Genomic DNA, 19384 nt, shown 5'->3' on the forward strand with positions numbered 1-19384 from the left:
GCGGGCGCCGCCGGCCCGGCCGGGCGATCGTGGCCGGGCCGGCGGCGCCGGGTCAGCCGTTGGCCGGCTTGAGGTGCAGCACCACGTCCACCGCGTTGGGCTGGGTGGGCTGGAGCGCGCCGTACGGGTTCGAGTCGTCCGGCCAGCCGACCCAGTTCTTCGTGCTGTACGCGCCGCCGATGTTGTCCGCGCCGACCGGGATCATCGGCATCTGCTCGACGAAGATCTTCTGCAGCGTGGCCAGCGCGGTGGCGCGGGTGGCGTCGTCGGTGGCGTTGGCGTACGACACCAGCGCGTCGGTGGCCTCCTTGCTGTCGAACCGGCCGAAGTTGCCCGCCGGGGAGGCGGTGCCGATCGGCTTGAGCACACGGCCGTCCATGATGGTCCGGTAGATGTCGTACGGCGTGGCGCCGCTCTCGGTCCACCGGAACGTGGCCTCGAAGTTGCCCTGCTCGACGTTGCGGAACCAGGCGTCCTGGTTGGCCTTGTCGATGGTCGCCGCGATGCCGATCTTCGCCAGGTTGCCCTTCACGATCTCCAGGCTGGTCTGGTAGTCCGACCAGCCGGCCGGGTCGGTCAGCCGGATCGTGACCGCCTTGCCGCTGCGGTCCTTCAGCGTGTTGCCGTCCAGCTTGTAGCCGGCGCCGGTGAGCAGCGCCTTGGCGCCCTCGACGTCGACCTTGTGCTCCTGGCCCTTGTACTCGGGCGCGATGAACGAGTCACCGGCCGGACTGGGCAGGCCGGTCACGCTCTTGACCTCGGGGTGGAAGTAGCCGGCCTCGGCGGTGGTGAAGATGTCCGCGCGGTCGATCACCATGTTCATGGCCTTGCGCAGCGTCGGGTCGTCGAACGGCTTCTTCGTGGTGTTCAGGTAGAGACCGTGGATGCCGAGCACCGGGGGCGCCCACATCTTGTGGTTCTTCTGGTCCTTGGCCACGAACACGGTCTGGTAGTTCGGGATGAAGACGAAGCTCCACTCCGCCTCGCCGTTGGCCAGCGCGGTGGTCTGCGCGCTGTTGTCGGTGTACGAGGTGTACCGCAGCTCCTTCACCTTCGGCAGGTCCTGCCAGTAGCCGCTCTCGCGCACCGCCAGCGTCATGCTCGCCGGGGTGAACGACTTGAGCGTGTACGGGCCGCTGCCGACCGGCTGCTTCACCGGGTCGCTGGCCGGGTCGGCGATCTTCTCCCACAGGTGCTTGGGCACGATCGGCACCCGCCACAGCACCTTCTGCTGGTTGACGAACTGCGGGCTGGCCATCGAGATGGTGACCTCGTTGCCGCTGGCGACGGCGTCGGTGTACGGCACGCCCTGGTCGTTGATGGCCGGGAACTTCTTCACCAGGTTGTAGGTGAACGCGACGTCCTCGGCGGTGACCTTCTGCCCGTCCGACCAGGTCGCGTTCTCGCGGATGGTCACCTTCACCGACTTGTAGTCCGACGACCACTCGGCCTTGGTGGCCAGCCACGGCTTGAACGGCTCGGCCGGCTTCACCGGGTTCCACATCATCAGCGGCTCGTAGATCTGCCACCGGTAACCCAGCGAGGCGGCGGCCGAGGTGGTGAGGAACGGGTTGTTGTTCTCGGCCTGCGGGCCGTTGGGCATGCCGACGCTCAGCACCGTCGCGGCCTGGCCGCTCTTCTTGTTCGCGTTCGGGCTGTCGCCGCACGCGGCGGCGGTGGTGACCATCGCGCCGGCCAGCGCGAGGGCGAGGAGTTGCCGTCTTCTCATGGAGGTCTCCCTCGGTGGTCCCGCATTCCTCGGGCGGGATGTGGTGGATGGAGGGTGTGCGGTGGAGCCACCGGCGGGCGGGCCCGCCGGCGTGGTCGCCGGGTACGGCGGGGTGGGTCAGGTGACGCCGGTCGAGTCGCGGGTGGTGAAGCCGGTGGGGATGACGGTCGGGCCCTCCGGCAGCGGGGTGCCGGCGAGGTGGGCGATGAGCAGCCGGGCGGCGGCCGTACCCATCTCCCGCAGCGGTTGGCGCACGGAGCTCAGCGGCGGGTGGGTGTGCCCGGCCAGCGGCAGGTCGTCGAAGCCGACCACCGCGACATCCTGCGGGACGCGCCGCCCGGCGTCGCGCAGCGCCTGCAGCGCGCCGGCGGCCGACAGGTCGTTGTGGGCGAAGACGGCGTCGAAGGGTACGCCGTCGGCGAGCAGCCGCCGCACCGCCGCGCGCCCGCACTCGAACGTGAAGTCGCCCTCCACGACCCGGTCCGGCTCGATTTCCAGGCCGGCCTCGGCGTAGGCGCCGGCGAACCCGGCGAGCCGTTCCCGGGTGCAGCCGAACCGGCGCAGGCCGGTGACGACGAGCGGCCGCCGCCGTCCGAGCGCCAGCAGGTGCGTCGCGGCGGCCCGCGCCCCCGCTTCGTTCGTGGTGCGCACGGACGGGAAGCCGGGCTGGTGTCCCCGGTCGTCGATGAGGATGACCGGCAGGCCGCGCCGGTGCAGCTCGGTGATGTAGTCGAGCGTCCCCTCTGGTTCGACCACGAGCAGTCCGTCGAACGACTTGGCCGACACCTGGGAGGCGAAGCGGCGCATCGACTCGTCGCCGTGGGTGCAGGTGAACAGCAGCATGCCGTAGCCGGCGGCCTCGACCACGTCGGCCGCGCCCTGGAGCACCTCGCCCATCCAGGGCCAGGTCAGCGCCGGCACCAGCATGCCGACCACCCGGGTACGTCCCCGGGCCAGCCCGACCGCGCGGGCGCTCGGCACGTACCCGAGGTCGTTGATCACGGCGCGGACCCGGTCGGCGGTGCGCAGGTGCACCTCTCCCTTGCCGTTCAGGACCCGGGACACCGTCGTCTTGCTCACCCCGGCGCGGGCGGCGACGTCGGCGATCGTGATCGGCACGTGGCGCTCCCGGGTCGAAGGGATGAGCGGGATGTTTCGGAACCGGTTGCGGAAGCGGTTCCGTGGCAGTCAACCCAAGTGGCGCGGGTCACGTCAATCACAGATGGGTAACGATGTATAGCTAAGTTCGAGCCGTGAAAAAAGCGCCCGGGCTGCGTCTGCGCCGATCCGCGCGATGAGCAGGGTCGATGCCTTCCGGCCCGGCCGTCGCCGGTCCGAAGTGGAGGTTCAGGGGCGGGCGTACACGTCGCCGGAGTTGGCCTCGTCCGGCAGCGTCCCCAGGTACGCGGCCACCTCGGCGGCCGGACGCCAGCCCGGCAGCGCGAACGTCGTCTCGTCACCGATCGCCACGGTGAACCGGGTGAAGCCCAGCGCGGTGAGCCGGTCCAGGCAGCGCGCCGCCGCCACCCGGGCGATGGTGGTGAACTCGAACGACAGCGCCGGGACCGGCCGGCTCAGCCCGGCCAGCACGGCGTCCTCGAAGCCCTCCACGTCGATCTTCACGAACGCCGGCACGCCGTACGCGGCCATCAGCGCGTCGAGCGTCGTACCGGGTACCTCGATCTGCGCGTCCCAGGTCTCGCCCGCCCAGCCGGGCGCGCCGTCGGCGGCGCGGACGAACCCGGGGGAGGCGGTGGAGACCGTCGGGTTGGCCGAGTTCACGTGCAGTCGCACCGGCCCGGCGGTACGCCCGCACGCCGCCTCGACCACAGTCACCGCGTCGTCGTCCGCGTACAGCTCGCGCAGCGCCCGCGCGCACAACGGCTGCGGCTCGACCGCCACCACCGTCGCGCCGAGACGGCGGAAGCTGCCGAGCCGGTCGCCCACGTGCGCGCCGACGTCGAAGACCAGGTCACCGGCGCGGACGATCGGGGCGTAGAACCGGTCGAGCGCGGCGTCGCGCGCCGGGTCGCCGTGATAGAAGTCCAGCGACCGGCGCAGTCCCGACATCGCCGGGTCCGCCTTCAGCGTCTCGATCACCCCGTCCCGCACGCCTTCGACGCTAGCCAGCGAGGCGTTGGTGCGAGCCGCATTCGCATCCTTCCTGCGGCCAGCGCTCGCCATCACCCCATCCTCCTAGGATGCTGTAGGGATGGTGAGGCCGGCCGCTCACCGCGAACGGGGAACTGGCCGCTGCGGCGCGCCTTCGGTGCTCGCGTTCGTTACCTGCGAGATCTTGGTACGAGACGCCCTCGGAGGGGCGACTCCGTACCAAGATCTCCAAGCCGTCCCTTGGTGCGGGACACCGATCTCGGTTGCCGAGATCGTGGCGGTCGTCCTCGGGTGCGAACGTCAACTCGCCGCGTCACCGTCGTGGAGTGGAACGCCATGGGTGTCAAACAGGGCCGGAGACACCCATGGCGTTCCAGCGGCGGGTGGACCCCGCGTGGCGAGGAGGGGTTACGGGTTCTCGACGACCTCCTGGCCGAGCGGCCACAGCGCCGCCGGGACCAGCTTGAAGTTCGCCACGCCGAACGGGATACCGATGATCGTCACGCAGAGCGCGACGCCGGCGAGGATGTGCGACAGGGCCAGCCACCAGCCGGCCAGCACCACCCAGAGCACGTTGGCCAGGCCGGAGGGAAGCCCGGCGCCCGGCTTGCGCACGATGGTGCGGCCGAACGGCCACAGCGAGTACGAGGCGAGGCGCAGTGAGGCGACACCGAAGGGGATGGTGACGACCAGGACGAAGCAGACCAGGGCGGCGACGCCGTAGCCGAGGGCCAGGACGAAGCCGCCGCCGAAGACGAGCCACAGCAGGTTCAGCAGAAAGCGGATCACCACTCCATGGTCGCTCGTGCCCGCAAGCGCGCGCATATCGGTGCGAGCGGCGGGTAGAGGAGGGCGTGATCGAGCCCGAGCCGTCGTGCCTGTGACCCCTGTCGCTCCGGCGGCGCGCCGGGAGTTCCGGGAGTCGTACGAGCGGCTGCGCCGGTACTTCATCGTGGCACTGCTGCACCGCGACTTCCTGGCCGGTCGCCTGCCGGACATCGCGCGGGCCGGGCGCGGGAGGCCGCGGAGAAGGCCGGCCGGGCCCGGGCGGCGGGCCTCGGCTTCGAGCATCAACCGGACTCCCGCGCTGGCCCAAACGACCGTTAAGCTTCAGCTGTGGGAACCGACGATCTGTACCCGGCCGGGCGACTCGCCGAGGCCCAGCGCGCCACCGCCGCGGCGGGCCTGGACGCGCTGCTGCTCACCCCGGGCTCGGACCTGCGCTACCTGACCGGCTATGACGCCCGCGAGGGGGAGCGGCTGACCTGCCTGGTGCTGCCCGCCGAGGGTGAGCCGACGCTGATCGTGCCGGTGCTGGAGCGGCCGGACGCCGAGGCCGCGCCGGGCACCGGGTACCGGATCGTCGACCACGCCGACGGCGCCGACCCGTGGCCGCTGGTGCGCGCGGCGCTGCCCGTCCCGGTCCGCGCGGTGGGGCTGGCCGACCGGATGTGGGCGCAGCAGGTCCTCGCGCTGCGCGACGTGCTGCCCGGCGCGGCGCAGCGGCTCGCCTCCGACGTGCTGCGCGAGATGCGGATCCGCAAGTCGCCGGCCGAGGTGGCCGCGCTGGCCGAGGCGGGCGCCGCGATCGACGCGGTGCACCTGCGGATGGCCGAGTGGCTGCGTCCCGGCCGCACCGAGCGGGAGGTCGCCGCCGACCTGGCCGCCGCGATCCGGGCCGCCGGGCACGCCACTGTCGACTTCGTCATCGTCGCCGCCGGCCCGAACGGCGCGAGCCCGCACCACGGTGTCTCGGACCGTCCGATCGGCGTCGGCGAGCCGGTGGTGGTCGACATCGGCGGCACCATGCCGTCGGGCTACCGCTCCGACTGCACCCGCACGTACGTGGCCGGTGGCCCGGCCCCGGCCGAGTTCACCGACTACTACGCGGTGTTGTGGGAGGCGCAGCGCGCCGCCGTGGCCGCCGTCGCGCCGGGCGTGACCGCCGAGGCCCTCGACGCGGTCGCCCGCGACGTCGTCACCGCCGCCGGTTTCGGCGACGCCTTCCTGCACCGCACCGGTCACGGCATCGGCCTCGACGGCCACGAGGAGCCGTACGTGGTGACCGGCAACCCCCGGCCCCTCGAGGCCGGCATGGCTTTCTCGGTCGAACCCGGGATCTACCTCGCCGGGCGGCACGGCGCCCGGATCGAGGACATCGTCGTCTGCACGACGGACGGCGGGCAACGGCTCAACACCACCCCCACGGAGCTCATCGCGCTATGAACGTCGACCGGATCCTGCCCACCGACGAGGCCCACGACCTGCTGGACCTCGCCACCGAACTCGCCGACCGGGAGCTGGCCCCGGCCGCCGCCGGTTTCGAGGCCCGCGCCGAGTTCCCCCGGGAGGTGCTGCGCACGCTGGGCCGCGCCGGGCTGCTCGGCCTGCCGTACGCCGAGGAGCACGGCGGCGCCGCCCAGCCGTACGAGGTGTACCTGCAGGTGCTGGAGATCCTCGCCAGCCGGTGGCTGGCAGTGGCCGAGGCGGTCAGCGTGCACACGCTGTCCTGCTATCCGGTGGCCCAGTTCGGCACCGACGAGCAGCGCAAACTGCTGCCGGACATGATCGGTGGGGAGCTGCTCGGGGCGTACTGTCTCTCCGAGCCGCAGGGTGGTTCGGACGCGGCGGCCCTGACCACGCGGGCGGTGCGCGACGGCGACGAGTACGTGGTCACCGGCACCAAGGCGTGGATCACGCACGCCCGGGTCGCCGACTTCTACAACATCTTCTGCCGCACCGGCGGTCCCGGCCCGAAGGGCATCTCCTGCCTGCTGGCCGACCGGGCCACGCCGGGCATCCACCCGCAGGCCGCCGAGCGCACCATGGGTCTGCACGCCTCGCCGATCGCGCAGATCGCGTTCGACGACGCCCGGGTGCCGGCGGAGCGGCTGATCGGCGGCGAGGGCGCCGGGTTCACCATCGCCATGTCGGCGCTGGACTCGGGCCGGCTGGGCATCGCCGCGTGCGCGGTGGGCCTGGCCCAGGGCGCGCTGGACTACGCGGTCGGCTACGCCCGGGAGCGGCGCCAGTTCGGCCGCGCGATCATCGACTTCCAGGGGCTCGGGTTCAACCTGGCCGACGCGGCCACCCAGATCTCCGCCGCGCGGGCGCTCACGCTTGCGGCCGCGCGGCTGCGCGACGCGGGCCGCCCGTACTCGATCGAGGCGGCGAAGGCGAAGCTGTTCGCCACCGACGTGGCGATGCGGGTGACCACCGACGCGGTGCAGGTGCTCGGCGGCGCCGGGTACGTCGCCGACCACCCGGTCGAGCGGTACATGCGTGAGGCGAAGGTGCTGCAGATCGTGGAGGGCACCAACCAGATCCAGCGGCTGGTGATCTCGCGCGCGCTGGCCAAGGGCTAGCCTGTCGCGGTGACCTTCCCCCGGATCACCGCCGACCCCGACGTCATGGGGGGTGCGCCCTGCGTGCGGCAGTCGCGCATCCCCGTGGCCACCCTGCTGGCCATGATGGCCGAGGGCATGTCCGTCACGGACATCCTCACCGACCTGCCGTTCCTGGACGAGGAGGACATGGCGGAGGTCCTGAACTACGCCGCGGACGCGGTACGCGACCGGACGGCGCGCTGAGCGTCACCACGGCGGGCCGGGTGCGGCGGGAGAGCGTTTTACCGGCTACTGTGCAGCGCGTGGAGGAGATCGACCGCGCCATCGTCGCCGCGCTGACCGGGGACGGTCGGCTGTCGTACACGGACCTGGCCGAGCGGGTGGGCCTGTCGGTGTCGGCCGTGCACCAGCGGGTCCGCCGGCTGGAGCAGCGCGGGGTGATCAAGGGGTACGCCGCGCGGGTGTCGTTCGAGGCGCTGGACCTGCCGCTGACCGCGTTCGTGGCGATCCGGCCGTTCGACCCGTCCCAGCCGGACGACGCGCCGGAGCGGCTCGCCCACCTGCCCGAGATCGACTCGTGCTACTCGGTGGCGGGGGAGGACTTCTATCTCCTGCTGGTGCGGGTGGCCGGCCCGGCCGACCTGGAGCGGGTGCTGCAGGAGATCCGCACCTCGGCGAACGTCACCACGCGCACCACTGTGGTGCTGTCGACGCCGTACGAGAACCGGCCGCCGAAGATCAATGGCGAGCTGACCGGTCGGGGGCGTCCCCGCCCGTCGGCGGAGCCGGCAGGTTCCACCGCCTGATCACCCGCCGGCCGTGCTCGTGACCGAGCACGCTGAGCGTGGCGGTGTCCAGGCGCAGCAGCCCGCCGGCCGAGGGCGGCAGCCCGATCCAGCGCGCCCCGAGCACCCGCAGGCTGTGTCCGTGCCCGACGAGCGCGACGTCGCCCTGCTCCAGCAGCGGCGCGACCCGGTCCAGCACGCGGTCCAGGCGGGCGCCCACCTGCTCCGGTGACTCACCGCCGGCGCCGCCGTCGGTCCAGATCGACCAGCCGGGCCGCTCGGCCTGGATGTCCGCGCTGGTGCGTCCCTCGTACTCGCCGTAGTCCCACTCGGCCAGGTCCGGCTCGATCGCGTCCACGGTGAGCCCGGCCAGGGCGGCGGTGCTGGTGGCGCGCTGCCGGGGGCTGGAGAGCACCCGGGCGAAGCGCCGGCCGGCGAGCAGGGGAGCCAGCGCCGTGGCCTGCCGCTCGCCGTCGGGGGTCAGCTCCAGGTCGGTGTACGAGGTGTGCCGGTGGGCGGCGCTCCAGGTGGTCTCGCCGTGCCGGATCAGCAGGGTCTCGTTCACCGGCCCAGTCAACCACGGTGGGTCGGCGTCGGCCGGGCGTCCAGGCTTCAACCTATTGTCCTAGGACGCATTACGCGATGTGCGCAGCACAACGGCGTTTCATCCGACAGTCACCGGGGACGCGACAAGGGCAACGCTCAGCCGGAACGAGGAGGGCGACATGAGCTTCACCGACAAGGCGAAGAACAAGGCCCAGGAGATGAGCGGCATGGCCAAGGAGCGGATCGGCGACGTGACCGACAACGAGCGGTTGCGGGCCGAGGGCGCCTCCGAGCAGAGCACGGCGCGCGCCCGGCAGGCCGGGGAGCACGCCAAGCAGGCGGGCCGCGACGTCAAGGACGCCTTCAACAAGTGAGTACGCGAACGGCGGGCCACCTCATCAGAGGTGGCCCGCCGTTCGGCTGTGCGGGATCAGTCGTCGCGGTGCGCGAGCCACCAGGCCTGGCCGGCCTCGGGCAGCGTGTCGATCGGGTCGTAGTAGGCGTAGCGCTTGTTCAGCGCCTCCAGGTCGGCCGACTCGATCGAGGTGCGGTAGTTCTTGGTCCAGTAGGAGATGCCGCGCTCACGGTCGTAGTCGGTGAGCATGTGCACCCAGCGCTTGCCGACGAACGGGACGTCGCAGACGATCCGCGGGGTGGCGTAGCCGGGCAGGTAGCCCATGATGTCGTGCTGGAGCTGCTGGGCGTGCCAGACCGGGACCCGCCAGTGCTCGGCGTTGGGGATCATGTCGCACATGTAGAAGTAGTACGGCAGGATGCCCGCCTCGCCCTGCAGCGCGAAGCACAGGTCGAGCAGGTCGGCGCTGGTGGCGTTGACGCCGCGCATGAGCACGCCCTGGTTGCGCACGTCGCGTACGCCGACGTCGAGCGCGGTCTGGGCGGCCTTGGCGACCAGCGGGGTCAGCGACTGGGCGTGGTTGACGTGGGTGTGGATGGCCAGGTTGACGCCGCGGCGGGCGGCGGTGCGGGCGACCCGTTCCAGGCCCTCGACCACGTCGGGCTGGAGCCAGTGCTGGGGCAGGCCCATGAGCGCCTTGGTGGCGAGCCGGATGTCGCGGATCGTCTCGATCTCCAGCAGGCGCATCAGGTACGACTCGAGGTTGCGCCACGGCACGTTGGCGACGTCGCCGCCGGAGACGACCACGTCGCGTACGCCGGGGTGGGCCTTGAGGTAGGTGATGTGGGCGTCGTAGCGGTCGACGGGCTTGAGGGTGAGCTTGAGCTTGTCGACGGCGGGGGTGGAGTTGCCGACGAGGTCCATGCGGGTGCAGTGGCCGCAGTACTGCGGGCAGGTGGAGAGCAGTTCGGCGAGGACCTTGGTGGGGTAGCGGTGGGTGAGGCCCTCGGCGACCCACATGTCGTGTTCGTGGAGGCTGTCGCGGCTGGCGTACGGGTGCGACGGCCAGTCGGTGCGGCGGTCGGAGGCGACCGGGATCATGTAGCGGCGGATCGGGTCGGCGAGCAGCGCCTCGGTGCTCATCGGCTCAAACGGCACCATGGTGTTGAGCATCTGCGGCGGCACCAGCATGGACATGGTGGCCAGGGCCTTCTGGTCGGCCTCCAGGTCGGCGTAGAAGGTCTCGTCGACGGTGTCGCCGAGGACGGCGCGCAGCTGCTTGATGTTCTTGACGCAGTTGACCCGCTGCCACTGGGCGCTCTCCCACTGGTCGCGGGTGACGTGGCGCCAGCCGGGGAAGCGGGTCCAGTCGGGTTCGACGAGGGGCGCGCGGCGGTATTCGTAGGGCTGTCCGGCGGCCGGGACGGCGACCGGCGCGTGGCGGGGCGTCGGGATGGTCTCCACCGGTTGGGTCTGGGTCACGGCCCCTCCTCGTCAGTGTGCGGGTTGATCAACGGATGCGTAGGCTACTGGAAAATCTGCGGTGAAGAAATTAGTCTGCCGTAAGTTTTCCCGCGATGCGAGTCCTGACCAGGGGTTCGGGCGGCTGGACATAGGGGGTCGGCGTGACGTCACCGGTGGGACTGCACCGAGTCGTGGAACCGGCGGGGGTGCTCCCGCAGGCGGCCTGGCGGCTGGACCCGGACCCGCGGATCGCGGCGAACGAGGTGCGGATCCGGGTCGAGCGGCTGAACCTGGACGCGGCGAGCTTCCGGCAGTTGGCGGAGAAGCACGGCGGCGACGGGGAGAAGGTCCGCGCCGAGGTGCTGGAGATCGTGTCGACCCGGGGGAAGATGCAGAACCCGGTGACCGGTTCCGGCGGGATGCTGATTGGCACCGTCGAGGAGGCGGGCCGCCGGTCGCCGCTGGGGCTGAAGCCGGGCGACCGGGTGGCGACGCTCGTGTCGCTGACGCTGACGCCGCTGACGATCCTCGACGGGCTGGCCCGCTGGGACGGGCGCAGCGAGCAGGTGCCGTGCGACGGGTACGCGATCCTGTTCGCGCGGTCGATCGCGGCGGTGTTGCCGGCGGACCTGCACCCCGAGTTGTCCCTCGCCGTGCTGGACGTGTGCGGGGCGCCGGCGCTCACCGCGCGGGTGGTGGCCGAGCAGGTGGCGCGGCGCTCACGTGAGGGTGATCCGCGTCCGGTGTCGGTGGCGGTGATCGGCGGGGCCGGCAAGAGCGGGTCGCTGTCGCTGGCGGCGGCGCGGCGGGCGGGCGCTGCCCGTACCGTCGGGGTGGTTCCGGTGGCCGCGGAGCGGGACGCGCTGGCGGCGGCCGGGCTGGCCGACGTGGTGGCGCTGGCCGACGCGCGGGATCCGGTGGGGCTGTCGACGGCGGTGACGACGGCGCTGGGGGTGCCGGCGGACGTGACTGTGGTGTGCGTGGACGTGCCGGGGTGTGAGCACGGCGCGGTGTTGGCCACGGCGGACGGCGGTACGGTGATCTTCTTCTCGATGGCGACGAGCTTCGCGGCGGCGGCGCTTGGCGCGGAGGGCCTGGCGGCGGACGTGACGATGCTGGTGGGCAACGGGTATGTGCCGGGGCACGCGGCGCTGGCGCTGGATTTGTTGCGGACCGAGCCGGGGGTGCGCGGTCTGTTCGAGGCGCGTCTGGCGGCAGACTGAGACCATGACGAACCCCTCGACGCTGTATCGCGGTGGAGTGCTGCACTGTCCGGCCGACCCGAGCGCGACGGCGCTGCTGGTGCGGGACGGGCGGATCGCCTGGTTGGGCACGGACGCGGAGGCGCCGCGGGCGGACCGGGTGGTGGAGCTGGGCGGTGCGCTGGTGACGCCGGCGTTCGTGGACGCGCACGTGCACGCGACTGATACCGGGTTGGCGTTGTCGGGGCTTGATCTGTCGGCGGTGCGGTCGGCGGGTGGGCTGCTGGAGGCGGTGTCGGCGTTCGCGGCGGGTCTGCCGGGTGACGCGGTGGTGCTGGGGCACGGCTGGGACGAGTCGGGCTGGGCGGATCCGGCGTTGCCGGATGCGGCGGCGCTGGACCGGGCGGCCGGTGGGCGGCGGGTGTATCTGTCGCAGGCGTCGATCCATTCGGCGCTGGTGTCGGCGGCGTTGCTGGCGGCGTGCCCGGAGGTGGTGTCGGCGGCCGGGTACGAGGCGTCGGGGTGGTTGCGGCGCGACGCGCACCATGTGGTGCGGGCGGCGGCGTTCGCGTCGGTTTCGCGGGCGCAGCGGGTGGCGGCGCAGCGGCGGGCCCTGGCGCACGCGGCGTCGCTGGGTGTCGCGGCGGTGCACGAGTGCGGTGGGCCGGACATTTCCGACGAGGAGGACTTCACCGGGCTGCTGGCGATCTCGGGGGCCGGGGTGCCGGAGGTGTACGGGTACTGGGGTGAGCTGCTGGGTGCGGCGAAGGCCCGGGAGCTGGGCGCGGTGGGTGCGGGTGGTGACCTGTTCGCCGACGGGGCGCTGGGTTCGCGGACGGCGCACGTTTCGGCGGCGTACCTGGACGGTGAGGCGGGGGCGTGCGGGCACGGGTACGTGTCGGCGGAGCAGGTCCGTGATCATCTGCTGGACTGTGCGGCGCACGGCTTGCAGGGCGGGTTCCACGCGATCGGGGACGCGGCGATCGGCACGGTGCTGGAGGGTTTCGGGCTGGCGGCGCGGTCGCTGGGTGTGGACCGGTTGCGGGCGGCGCGGCACCGGGTGGAGCACGCGGAGATCATGAGCAAGGCGTTGATCGCCGGGTTCGTGGAGTACGGGATCGTGGCGTCGATGCAGCCGGCGTTCGACAGGTTGTGGGGCGGCGCGGGCCGGATGTACGAGTCGCGGCTGGGGTTGGCGCGGTCGCTGGAGTCGAATCCGATGGGCGCTATGCACGGGGTCGGGGTGGCGTTGGCGTTCGGGTCGGACTCGCCGGTGACGCCGCTGGATCCGTGGGGTTCGGTGCGGGCGGCGGCGGCGCACCACAACCCGGCGCAGCGGATGAGTGTGCGGGCGGCGTTCGCGGCGCACACGCGCGGCGGGTGGCGGGCGGTGCACCTGGACAACGAGGGTGTGCTGGCGTTGGGGGCGCCGGCGACGTTCGCGGTGTGGGACACCCCGGCGGGCGTGGAGCGGGGGCTGCCGGTGGTGCTGGCCGAGGATCCGGAGTTGCGGGGGCCGGATGATCCGACGCCGCTGCCGGTGTGCCGGGCCACCGTGTTGCGCGGTGACGTGATCTATCAGGAAGGGTCTTCGTGACAGGGAAGCTTGGGCTGGATCCGGCGTTGGTGGCGCGGGCGCGGGAGTTGGCGCGCCGGGCCGGGCAGCCGGTGGTGGATCTGGCGCGTAGCCACACCACGGTGTCGGTGGAGCGGGCGGTGCTGCGGCTGGCCGGGGTGACCGGCGCGGACCCGGACGGTATTCCGTGGGTGAACCGGCTCGTCGACGCGGTGGTCGCGGACGTCGGGTTGGGGCACGGGGTGGCGGCGCCGGTGTTCGACGCGCTGGCGCGTGAGGGCATCGCCGATGTGACGTTGCTGGCGCAGAAGGCGGCGGCCGGGTCGGTGCGGTTCGCGCAGCCGTCGGGGAAGGCGGCGACGGCGGCGCGGCGGGCGTCGCGTAAGGCGGTCGCGGCGGGGATCCGCAGCATCGACCGGCGGCGCGCGGAGCGGGACCGCTTGGTGAAGCGGTTCGGGGATCCGGCGCGTCGGCCGTGGATCTACCTGATCGTGGCGACGGGTGACATCTACGAGGACATTCCGCAGGCGCAGGCGGCGGCGCGGGCCGGCGCTGACGTGATCGCGGTGATCCGGTCGACGGGGCAGTCGCTGCTGGACTACGTGCCGGAGGGGGCGACCCGGGAGGGGTTCGCGGGCACGTACGCGACGCAGGAGAACTTCCGGCTGATGCGGGCGGCGCTGGACGAGACGTCGAAGGAGCTGGGCCGGTACGTGCGGTTGACGAACTACGCGTCGGGTCTGTGCATGCCGGAGATGGCGACGCTGGCCGGCCTGGAGCGGCTGGACATGATGCTCAACGACTCGATGTACGGGATTCTGTTCCGTGACATCAACCCGATCCGCACGTTCGTGGACCAGCGGTTCTCGCGGCAGGTGCACGCGCGGGCGGGGATCATCATCAACACCGGTGAGGACAACTACCTGACCACCGCTGACGCGGTGGACGAGGCGCACACGGTGACGGTGTCGCAGTTGCTGAACGAGTTCTTCGCGCACGAGGCGGGGCTGGCGGACTGGCAGCTGGGGCTGGGGCACGCGTTCGAGATCAACCCGGATGTGCCGGAGTCGTTCCGGTTGGAGTTGGCGCACGCGCTGCTGGCGCGGGAGTTGTTCCCGGACGCGCCGTTGAAGTGGATGCCGCCGACGAAGCACATGACCGGTGACGTGTTCCGGGGCAACCTGCTGGACGGGTTCTTCAACCTGGTGGGCACGATGACCGGGCAGGGGATTCTGCTGGTGGGGATGATGACCGAGGCGGTGGTGACGCCGTGGCTGTCGGACCGGGACATCGCGCTGCAGAACGTGCGGTACGTGCTGGGCGCGGCGGGCGGGTTGCACGAGGACTTCGTGCCGGCGCCGGGCGGGTTCATCCAGGCGCGGGCGCACCGGGTGCTCGGTGAGGCGGTGGATCTGCTGGAGCGCATCGGGGACCAGTCGTTGCTGACGGCGATCGCCGAGGGCACGTTCGGGATCATGAAGCGGCCGGCGGACCGCGGGAAGGGCCTGGACGGCGTGGCCCGGCACGAGGCGGACTACTACAACCCGGCCACGGAGATCCTGGAGCAGCCCCATGAGTGAGAAGACGGTTGTGCGGCCGTACGGGGACACGACCGGTGACGGCATGGTGCAGGTGTCGTTCACGTTGCCGGTGCCGCACGACAAGCGGGCCGAGGGCGCGGCGGTGCAGCTGGCGAACAAGATGGGCATGGACCCGGCGATGCTGGTGCACGCCAAACCGATCGGTGACGGGTTCACGTTCTTCGTGGTGTACGGGCGGGTGAACCACCTGGTGGACCTGGCGAAGGTGCAGGTGGTGGAGCGTGACTATCCGCTGCTGTCGGCCAAGGAGGTCAACGCGGTGGTGAAGCGGCGGCTGCGCCGCAAGCTGTCGGTGGTGGGCGCGTGCATCGGCACGGACGCGCACACCGTGGGCATCGACGCGATCCTCAACGTCAAGGGCATCGCCGGGGAGAAGGGCCTGGAGTACTACCGGGAGTTGAAGGTCACGAACCTGGGCGCGCAGGTGAGCGTGCCGGAGCTGGTCGAGGCGGCCCGGCGGGAGCGCGCCGACGCGGTGCTGGTGTCGCAGGTGGTGACGCAGCGCGACGCGCATCTGCACAACACGCGGGAGATGTCGGCGGCGTTCCGGGAGGCGATGCCGGCCGGGCGCCGGCCGCTGCTGATCGTCGGTGGGCCGCGCTTCGACGAGACGATGACCGGCGAGCTGGGCGTGGACCGGATCTTCGGGCGTGGCACCACTCCGGGCGAGGTGGCCAGTTACCTCGTCCACGCTTTGATCACTTCCAGGAAGGCGAACGTCGCATGAGCGATCCGCGTGTCGGTCTGACAGTCACCCACCGCCGGTACGTGCCGTACTCCCACGCCCACTACGCGGGGAACCTGGTCGACGGGGCGTACGCGCTGGGGTTGTTCGGGGACGTGGCGACCGAGGTGTGCATCCGCACCGACGGCGACGAGGGGTTGTTCGCCTCGTACGCGGATGTGCAGTTCCGGGCGCCGATGAAGGCCGGTGACGTGCTGGAGGTGACGGCGACGGTGACCCGGGTGGGCACCCGCAGCCGCACCATCGACTTCGCCGCGACGGTGGTGTGCCGGGGCCGCCCGGACAAGGGCGAGTCGGCCGCCGAGGTGCTCGGCGAGCCGATCGTGGCGGTCACCGCGACCGGCACGGTGGTCGTCCCGCAACGGCCATGAGCGTCGTCGTCTGCGCGGACGTCGGGTCGACGTACACGAAGGCGGCGGTGGTGGACCTCGACGGCGGCCGGCTGGTCGCGGCGGCGTCGGCGCCGACCACTGTGGGCACTGATGTGCTGCACGGCCTGGACGCCGCGGTCGGCGCGGCCACCGCGTCGGCCGGGGTCGCTGAGGCGCCCTGGTACGTGTGTTCGTCGGCCGGGGGTGGGCTGCGCCTGGCGGTGGTGGGTTACGAGCCCCTCGTCACCGCTCAGGCGGGCCGGCGGGTCGGTCTGTCGGCGGGCGCGAACGTGGTGCACGTGGCGGCGGGACGGTTGTCCGGGGCGGACGTGGCGGCGTTGCGGGCGGCCCGCCCGGACGTGGTGCTGCTCGTCGGCGGCACCGACGGCGGCGACTTCGAGACGGTGACGCACAACGCGACGCGGCTGGCGAAGGCCCGCTTGCGGGTGCCGGTGGTCCTGGCGGGCAACGCCGACGTGCGCGACGAGCTGCACGCGCTGCTGGCCGGCGCGGGGGTGCCGGTGACGGTGGCGGACAACGTGCTGCCCCGGATCGGGGTGCTGGAGCCGGCGTCGGCGCGGGCGGCGATCCGGGAGGTGTTCCTGCGGCACGTCATCGGCGGCAAGAAGCTGTCCCGGGGTACGCGGTTCGCGCGGCTGGTCCGCGCCGCCACCCCCGACGCGGTGCTGACCGGCGTGGAGGTCCTCGCCGGGACGCTCGGCGGTGACCTCGCGGTGGTGGACGTGGGTGGCGCGACCACCGACGTGTACTCGGTGCTCACCCCCGACGAGCGGGACAGCGGCCCGAGCCAGGAGGTCGCCGGGACGCTGTGGCGGGCCCGCACCGTCGAGGGTGACCTGGGCATGCGGTGGAGCGCGCCGGGTGTGGTGCGTGCCGCGGTCGAGGAGCGGCTGCTCGACGCGGCCGAGGAGGCGGATCTGGCGGCCGCGGCGGCGGTCCGGGCCGCCGACCCGGGGTTCCTGCCCGCCGGTGACGCCGACCGGGCCGTGGACCGGCGCATCGCGGCCCTCGCGGCGACGGTGGCGCTGCGGCGGCACGCGCGTGGGGCGGCGACGGGGGAGCGGGCCGGGCGGGACCTGCGGGAGGTGAAGCTGCTCGTCGGCTCCGGCGGGGTGCTACGGCACGCCGACCCGGGTGACGCGGCGGCGGTGCTCGACGCGGTGCTCACCGACCACGCCGGCGGGTGGGCGTTGCCGCGGGCGGCCCGCCCGGTCGTCGACGTGGACTACGTGCTGGCCGCCGCCGGGTTGCTCGCCGACGATCATCCGGGTGCGGCGGCGGCGATGCTGCGGCACCACCTCGGCGCCTGAAGCAGGCTCAGGAATCGAGACGCGCCGACGCGACACGCCGTGTCGCAACACACGACAGGCCCGGGTGGGTTGACAGCGGCGGGGGTCTACGCCGTACCGTCTTTGAGTCCTACCACGGGAAGCGGCTGTTGTTCGCTTCGTCCCTTCGTCCGCTGGCCGAGCGACCGGAAGGTTGCGGCGGCCAGGTCCAGCGGGCGGGGGTCGGCGGGGCGGCGCGAACCGGCCGCGGTTACCGGTGTACGGGCAAGGTGAAAGGCACGGCCAGTAGACAACGGCCAGGCGGGGGCAGCCAGTCCACGTCGGGTCGGTCCGAAGGTCGGCGCTGATCGTCTTCGCCCCACCGGCCGGGAAGGGCCTGGGAGCATCGGGGCGCGGCTTCGGCCGCGCCCCGATTTCATCCCCCCGATGCTCCCCGTGTCAGCGGCCGAGCCGCCGGTAGCGGCGCACCGCCGCCGGCGCGGCCACCGCGATCAGCGCCAGCGGCCAGGCGACCGCCAGTTCCAGCGCGTGCCGGGCCGGCCACGAGTCCCCGCTCAGGCCCGGGTTGCCGAACAGGTCCCGGGCCGCCGCCACCGTCGCCGACAGCGGATTCCACGCGGCGATCGCGCCCAGCCAGTCCGGCATCAGCTCCGGCGCCACGAACACGTTGGACAGGGCGGTCAGCGGGAACGCCAGCGGGAACACCACCACCGCGACCGTGTCCGGGTTCGGCACGAGCAGCCCGAACAGGATGCCCACCCAGGTCATCGCGACGCGCAGCAGCAGGATCAGCGCCACCGCCGTCAGGGCCGGGCCGACTCCGTCGCGCCACTGCCAGCCCACCAGCAGCCCGCACACCACCAGCGTGGTCATCTCCAGGCACGCGCGTACCAGGTCGGCGCCGGCGCGGCCGGACAGCAGCGCCGAACGGGCCATCGGCAGTGACCGGAACCGGTCCACCACGCCCCGGCCGGCGTCCGCCGCGATCGCCGACGCGGTCGCGCCGAGCCCGTAGAGCATCGTCATCACGAACACGCCGGGCAGCAGGAACTCCCGGTAGTTGCCGCCGCCCGGCACGGACATGCCGCTGCCGAACACGTAGCCGAACACCAGCACGAACATGATCGGCAGGCTGAAGTAGATGATGATCTCCTCCGGGGCGCGGACCACGTGCCGCATGTTCCGGCCCGCCATCAGCCACCCGTCGGTCAGCGCCCTCACGACGCCACCTCCATCCGCTGCGCGTCGAACCGGCCGCCGGTCAGGCGCAGGAACGCCTCGTCCAGCGTCGGCCGGCGCACCAGCACGTCCTCCACCGCCACCCCGGCGTCCTCCAGGGTCCGCAGCACTGTCATGAGCACGGCGATCCGGTCGGCCACCGGCGCGTCGACGCGCCGCAGCTCCGCGTCCACCGTCACCGCCGCGCCGGTGGCGCGTTCCACCACCGCCGCCGCCGTGGGCAGGTCCGCCGCGTCGCGGACCACCAGCTCCAGCCGGTCCGCGCCGATGCGGGCCTTCAACCGCTCCGGGGTGCCCTCGGCCACGACCCGGCCGGAGTCGATGACGCACACCCGGTCGGCGAGGTGGTCGGCCTCCTGCAGGTACTGGGTGGTCAACAGCACGGTCGTGCCGTCGGCGACCAGTTCCCGCACCGCCGACCACAGACCGTTGCGGCTGCGCGGGTCCAGGCCGGTGGTCGGCTCGTCGAGGAACAGCACCCGCGGCGGCACCACCAGGCTGGCCGCCAGATCCAGGCGGCGGCGCATCCCACCGGAGTAGCCGCCCGCCGACCGGTCCGCCGCCTCGGTCAACCCGAACCGGTCCAGCAGCTCCTCGGCGCGGTCGCGGGCCCGCCGCGCGGACAGCCGCCGCAGCCGCCCGAACAGCACCAGGTTCTGCCGCCCGCTGAGCACCTCGTCGACCGCCGCGTACTGCCCGGTCAGGCTGATCGCCGCACGCACCCGGTCCGGGTCGGAGGCGACGTCGTGCCCGGCCACCCGGGCCCGGCCGGCGTCGAACCGCAGCAGCGTGGTGAGGATCCGCACCGCAGTGGTCTTGCCGGCGCCGTTGGGGCCCAGCACCCCGTACACCGTGCCGGCCGGCACGGCCAGGTCGAAGCCGTCCAGCGCGGTGGTGCGTCCGTACCGTTTTCGTATCCCGTCGGCCAGCACGGCCGTCGTGTCGTCGCTCATGCCGGCAAGCGTCACCGGTGCCGCTGACCGGGCGCGCACCGCGCGCGCA

At 72.6% G+C, this 19384-nt stretch carries 19 protein-coding genes; 11 read left to right on the forward strand and 8 right to left on the reverse strand.

Annotation, left to right across the window (positions count from 1 at the left end):
* Positions 1-52: 52 nt before the first annotated feature.
* The 4 genes from DQE82_RS23915 to DQE82_RS23930 all read right to left on the reverse strand — a co-directional run bounded on the left by DQE82_RS23915 (position 53) and on the right by DQE82_RS23930 (position 4630).
* Positions 53-1729, reverse strand: coding sequence for an ABC transporter substrate-binding protein (locus DQE82_RS23915; protein WP_104115738.1), 1677 nt, complete (start codon positions 1727-1729; stop codon positions 53-55).
* A 117-nt stretch (positions 1730-1846) separates the two neighbouring features.
* Positions 1847-2848, reverse strand: a complete 1002-nt coding sequence (locus tag DQE82_RS23920) for a LacI family DNA-binding transcriptional regulator (RefSeq protein WP_113974057.1) — start codon at positions 2846-2848, stop codon at positions 1847-1849.
* A 228-nt stretch (positions 2849-3076) separates the two neighbouring features.
* Complete coding sequence (locus tag DQE82_RS23925) at positions 3077-3799, reverse strand: FkbM family methyltransferase (RefSeq protein ID WP_199496103.1); 723 nt, start codon at positions 3797-3799, stop codon at positions 3077-3079.
* A gap of 450 nt (positions 3800-4249) precedes the next feature.
* Positions 4250-4630, reverse strand: a complete 381-nt coding sequence (locus DQE82_RS23930; protein WP_051611482.1) for a YccF domain-containing protein — start codon at positions 4628-4630, stop codon at positions 4250-4252.
* Between the two features lie 327 nt (positions 4631-4957).
* Between DQE82_RS23930 and DQE82_RS23935 the strand changes: the two genes are divergently transcribed.
* The 4 genes from DQE82_RS23935 to DQE82_RS23950 are packed head-to-tail and all read left to right on the forward strand — an operon-like array spanning position 4958 to position 7994.
* Entirely contained in the window at positions 4958-6067 is a 1110-nt protein-coding gene (locus DQE82_RS23935; protein WP_113974059.1) for a Xaa-Pro peptidase family protein, read from the forward strand.
* Positions 6064-7206 carry an acyl-CoA dehydrogenase family protein gene (locus DQE82_RS23940; protein ID WP_113974061.1) on the forward strand — a complete coding sequence of 381 codons (1143 nt, stop codon included), beginning with the start codon at positions 6064-6066 and terminating at the stop codon, positions 7204-7206. Before DQE82_RS23935 ends, DQE82_RS23940 begins: the two co-directional genes overlap by 4 nt.
* A gap of 9 nt (positions 7207-7215) precedes the next feature.
* Positions 7216-7431, forward strand: coding sequence for a DUF433 domain-containing protein (locus DQE82_RS23945; RefSeq protein ID WP_030502405.1), 216 nt, complete (start codon positions 7216-7218; stop codon positions 7429-7431).
* 59 nt (positions 7432-7490) lie between these two features.
* Positions 7491-7994 (forward strand): Lrp/AsnC family transcriptional regulator, encoded by a 504-nt coding sequence (locus DQE82_RS23950; RefSeq protein WP_030502406.1) that lies wholly within the window; start codon positions 7491-7493, stop codon positions 7992-7994.
* On the opposite strand, the gene DQE82_RS23955 is transcribed toward DQE82_RS23950, so the two are convergent.
* Positions 7927-8538, reverse strand: a complete 612-nt coding sequence (locus tag DQE82_RS23955) for a histidine phosphatase family protein (RefSeq protein ID WP_113974063.1) — start codon at positions 8536-8538, stop codon at positions 7927-7929. The two genes, DQE82_RS23950 and DQE82_RS23955, sit on opposite strands and share 68 nt — an antisense overlap.
* Before the next feature lie 160 nt (positions 8539-8698).
* Here DQE82_RS23955 and DQE82_RS23960 point away from each other — a divergent pair, with 160 nt between their 5' ends.
* The gene (locus tag DQE82_RS23960; protein WP_073829538.1) at positions 8699-8893 is read left to right on the forward strand and encodes a CsbD family protein; all 195 of its coding nucleotides are present in this window, start codon (positions 8699-8701) and stop codon (positions 8891-8893) included.
* A gap of 56 nt (positions 8894-8949) precedes the next feature.
* On the opposite strand, the gene DQE82_RS23965 is transcribed toward DQE82_RS23960, so the two are convergent.
* A complete protein-coding gene (locus tag DQE82_RS23965) occupies positions 8950-10356 on the reverse strand; it encodes a KamA family radical SAM protein (RefSeq protein ID WP_043324131.1) in 1407 nt (468 codons plus the stop codon).
* Positions 10357-10499: 143 nt separating this feature from the next.
* Between DQE82_RS23965 and DQE82_RS23970 the strand changes: the two genes are divergently transcribed.
* The 6 genes from DQE82_RS23970 to DQE82_RS23995 are packed head-to-tail and all read left to right on the forward strand — an operon-like array spanning position 10500 to position 17164.
* Complete coding sequence (locus DQE82_RS23970) at positions 10500-11561, forward strand: hypothetical protein (protein ID WP_064446002.1); 1062 nt, start codon at positions 10500-10502, stop codon at positions 11559-11561.
* A gap of 4 nt (positions 11562-11565) precedes the next feature.
* A complete protein-coding gene (locus tag DQE82_RS23975; RefSeq protein ID WP_113974065.1) occupies positions 11566-13137 on the forward strand; it encodes an amidohydrolase in 1572 nt (523 codons plus the stop codon).
* Positions 13134-14696: a lysine 5,6-aminomutase subunit alpha gene (locus DQE82_RS23980; protein WP_043324125.1), complete on the forward strand. Its 1563-nt coding sequence runs from the start codon at positions 13134-13136 to the stop codon at positions 14694-14696. Before DQE82_RS23975 ends, DQE82_RS23980 begins: the two co-directional genes overlap by 4 nt.
* Positions 14689-15444, forward strand: a complete 756-nt coding sequence (locus tag DQE82_RS23985; RefSeq protein WP_043324123.1) for an OAM dimerization domain-containing protein — start codon at positions 14689-14691, stop codon at positions 15442-15444. Before DQE82_RS23980 ends, DQE82_RS23985 begins: the two co-directional genes overlap by 8 nt.
* Positions 15441-15833, forward strand: coding sequence for a hotdog domain-containing protein (locus DQE82_RS23990; protein WP_043324122.1), 393 nt, complete (start codon positions 15441-15443; stop codon positions 15831-15833). Before DQE82_RS23985 ends, DQE82_RS23990 begins: the two co-directional genes overlap by 4 nt.
* Positions 15830-17164, forward strand: a complete 1335-nt coding sequence (locus DQE82_RS23995) for a glutamate mutase L (protein WP_113974067.1) — start codon at positions 15830-15832, stop codon at positions 17162-17164. Before DQE82_RS23990 ends, DQE82_RS23995 begins: the two co-directional genes overlap by 4 nt.
* A 417-nt stretch (positions 17165-17581) precedes the next feature.
* On the opposite strand, the gene DQE82_RS24000 is transcribed toward DQE82_RS23995, so the two are convergent.
* Positions 17582-18364: an ABC transporter permease gene (locus tag DQE82_RS24000; protein WP_113974069.1), complete on the reverse strand. Its 783-nt coding sequence runs from the start codon at positions 18362-18364 to the stop codon at positions 17582-17584.
* Positions 18361-19335, reverse strand: a complete 975-nt coding sequence (locus DQE82_RS24005; RefSeq protein WP_113974071.1) for an ATP-binding cassette domain-containing protein — start codon at positions 19333-19335, stop codon at positions 18361-18363. Before DQE82_RS24005 ends, DQE82_RS24000 begins: the two co-directional genes overlap by 4 nt.
* Positions 19336-19384 lie beyond the last annotated feature (49 nt).

Origin of the sequence: Micromonospora sp. LHW51205 (assembly GCF_003315815.1) — a bacterium.
GTDB lineage: Bacteria > Actinomycetota > Actinomycetes > Mycobacteriales > Micromonosporaceae > Micromonospora > Micromonospora chalcea.